Annotated in this window: 4 protein-coding genes; 2 read left to right on the top strand and 2 right to left on the bottom strand. The window is 63.5% G+C overall.

Features of this window, described 5'->3' with window-relative positions; all coding sequences use genetic code 11:
* A partial coding sequence (locus ENZ74_RS26665) for an alpha/beta hydrolase (protein ID WP_164761235.1) occupies positions 1 to 630 on the bottom strand: 630 nt, incomplete at its 3' end.
* 8 nt (positions 631 to 638) lie between these two features.
* Entirely contained in the window at positions 639 to 1,577 is a 939-nt protein-coding gene (choX, locus tag ENZ74_RS26660) for a choline ABC transporter substrate-binding protein (RefSeq protein WP_013532407.1), read from the bottom strand.
* A gap of 81 nt (positions 1,578 to 1,658) precedes the next feature.
* Between choX and betI the strand changes: the two genes are divergently transcribed.
* Together betI and ENZ74_RS26650 are read left to right on the top strand one after the other, a co-directional pair.
* Positions 1,659 to 2,297, top strand: a complete 639-nt coding sequence (gene betI / locus ENZ74_RS26655) for a transcriptional regulator BetI (protein ID WP_127313101.1) — start codon at positions 1,659 to 1,661, stop codon at positions 2,295 to 2,297.
* Between the two features lie 123 nt (positions 2,298 to 2,420).
* The coding region (locus ENZ74_RS26650; RefSeq protein WP_127313100.1) for an SDR family oxidoreductase at positions 2,421 to 3,169 on the top strand (749 nt) is incomplete at its 3' end.

The following is a 3,169-nucleotide window of genomic DNA, read 5'->3' as shown; positions in this document are numbered from 1 at the left end:
CACGGCCCGCGCCGCATCGCTCAGATCGGCGCTGCGGATTTCCTCGAGAATCGCGCGCCAGCGCGGCGCCGGCAATGCCGACGCGTCTCTCGCCAAGCCGGCGAGAAAGGCTGGAGGCACGTCGGGACTGCAGGCATGCCACCAGGCGTAGAACGGATCGGCCGGCGATATCGGGTCGCGCAGCGCCTCGACGCCCGCGACCAGCGGATGATCCGGCGCGAAATCGGGCTTTAGCGTGCCGGCCAGCACCACCAGCCCGCCAATCAGCTCCCTGTGTCGCCCTGCCAATGCGATGGCCACCATGGCGCCCAGCGAATGGCCGACGACGAGCGGCCGGTCGAGCCGCAAGCGTAGGATCAGCCCGGCAATATCGTCGGCGAAATCGGCTATGCCGCAGCCTTTGCCGGCCTGCGAGGCGCCGTGGCCGCGCAGATCCGGCATGATCAGACGGCGGCCGGCCAGATAGGGCGCCAGAAGCGAAAAGCTGCGGCTGGTGTCGGTGAAGCCGTGCACCGACAGCAGTGCCGGCTCGGCGCCTGTTATCTCGACATAGGCGATGTCGAGATTGCCGACAGTGACGAACTGCTTGCGGCCGGCCCAGCCGTCCTGGTTCGCGCAGGCATTCAGCACCGCCGCCCTCACAGGCCGAGCTTTTCCTTGACCGCGGCAAGGCCGGGTTGGCCGTCGAAGGTGGTGACACCGGCGAGCCAGGCATCGAGACGGCTCTTGTTGGCCGTGATTGCCTTCAGCGCGCCGTCCTCCGGCTTCATGCCGTCATTGATCAGATAACCCATGCCGACATTCTCGAAATCGATGTCGAAGGCGAGGTTTTTCAAGAACTGTGCGACGTTCGGGCATTGCTGCAGATAGCCCTTGCGCACCTGCGTCGTCACCGTCGCGGCGCCGAAATTCGGGCCGAAGAACTTGTCGCCGCCGGTCAGATATTTGAAGTCGTACATCATGTTCATCGGGTGCGGCGCCCAGCCCTGGAAGACGATGAACTGCTTCTCCTTGATCTCGTAGCCGACCTCGGAAAGCATGCCGGCTTCGCTCGATTCGACCACCTGCCAGCCGTCCAGGCCAAAGGCGGGATCGGCGATAGCGTCCATCATCAACTGGTTTGAACCGGGCTCGATGCCGTACATTTTCTTGCCGAATTTGTCGGCGAATTTGTGCAGGTCGGAAATGTCCTTGACGCCGGCTTCCCAGACATAGGTCGGCACGGCGAATGTGTATTTGGCGCCTACGAGATTGACGCGCACATTCTCGACCGAGCCGTCCTTCTTGTAGGGCTCGTAATAGGTGACCATGGCCGGGTCCCAGTAGCCCAGGAACAGGTCGAGGTCCCTGTTTTTCATGCCCTCGTAGATGACGTTGATGCCGAGCACCTGGCTTTGCGGCTGATAGCCAAGCGCCTCCAACAGGACATTTGCGACTCCTGTGGTGAAGGCAAGGTCGTTCCAGCCGGGTTCGGCCATGCGGACCGTCTTGCACTCTTCGGCCTCGGCCGCCTGGGCCGCATGAGTGGCCAACATGAGGCCGGCAAGGCAGACGCCATTTGCAAGGATGCGCAACATTTCGGTTCTCCTCGTCCGTAAAATTGACCAATTGGTCTTTTTATTGTCCCATGGGTCAATTCTTGATCTGAACGGACGAAGATGTCAACGTGGATTCGAAATGCATGGACCGATCCCGTGAAACTCAAGCGTCTCAGTGAGATCCGCCGCAAGGAATTGCGGCAGGCGGCCTTCGCGGTGCTGGAGCGCGAGGGCATTGCCGGCGCGACACTGGAAAAGGTGGCGGCGCAGGCCGGTGCCTCCAAGGGCATCGTGCTGCACTATTTCCGCAACAAGCAGGAATTGTTCGAGCACGCGATGCGTGAGGCAAACGCCGTCCTGTGCCAGGCGGTGATCGCGCGGCTTCGCCGGGCGCAGACTCCGATGGAGCGCATGGATGCGGTGATCGAGGGCAATTTCGAGGAGCATCGGTTCCAGCCGCCTCTCTGCCATGCCTGGCTGTCGCTCTGCGCCGAGGTGCCGCGCGACGAGAAGATGGCTCGTATCCAGAGGGTGATCCATGCGCGCATGCGCTCGAACCTGTTGTCGGGCCTGCGCGGCCTCGCCTCGCCCGGAGATGCCGACGACATCGCGCTTGGCGTCACCGCGCTGATCGACGGGCTTTGGTTGCGGCTCGGCCTGCAGCCGGGCAGCGTGTCGCGCGAACAGGCTGTCCGCCAGGTCAAGAATTATGTCGCGGGACGGCTGGCTTTGGGGGAGCTTGCGACCGCCGGCGCTTAAACCAGCCTCGGCCGGCCTGCCGGGTGGCGGCGGTCGAAGTTCATACCGTGGGATTGGCTGACGGCTTGACCTTGGCCGCCACTATACGGTGCTCTCGACGACGCAGAAATCTCGGAGCATCCGATGAGACTTCACAAAAAGCGCGCGCTGGTTACCGGCGGGTCGGACGGTATCGGCCTGGCGATCGCCGAGGCCTTTTCGCGCGAGGGCGCCGACGTCCTGATCGTCGGCCGTGACACCAAAAAGCTCGACACTGCCGCCAAGCAGCTCGGCGGCACTATCGAGACGCTGTCGGCCGATCTTGCCACCTCGGCCGGCATCGCGGCCGTCGGCGAGCACGTCAAAGAATCCGGCAGGCCGCTCGACATTCTCGTCAACAATGCCGGGGTGGCTTTCCTGGTGCCGTTCGAGACCGTCAGCGAGGCGCAGTTCCAGCAATCCTTCGCGCTCAATGTGACGGCGGTGTTCTTCCTCACCCAGGGTCTGCTGCCGCATCTGGCGGCCGGCGCGTCGGTGATCAACGTCTCGTCCTATTTCGCCAACAAGATGATCCCGAAGCGGCCGTCGAGCCTCTATTCCCTGTCAAAGGGCGCGTTGAACTCGCTGACCAAATCGCTGGCCTTCGAACTCGGCCCGCGCGGCATCCGCGTCAACGCCATCGCGCCGGGCACTGTCGACACCGCCATGCGACGCAAGACCGTCGACAATTTGCCGGCCGAGGCAAAGGCCGAGCTGAAAGCCTATGTCGAGCGCAGCTATCCGCTTGGCAGAATCGGCCGCCCCGACGATCTGGCGGGCATCGCAGTGTACCTCGCTAGCGACGAGGCGGCCTGGACCAGCGGCGGGGTCTTCTCCGTCGACGGTGGTTATAC

Origin of the sequence: Mesorhizobium sp. M7A.F.Ca.CA.002.15.2.1 (assembly GCF_003998715.1) — a bacterium.
Lineage (GTDB): Bacteria > Pseudomonadota > Alphaproteobacteria > Rhizobiales > Rhizobiaceae > Mesorhizobium > Mesorhizobium ciceri.
Note: the sequence above shows the minus strand (reverse complement) of the source record. Positions and strands in the feature narration are given on the sequence as shown.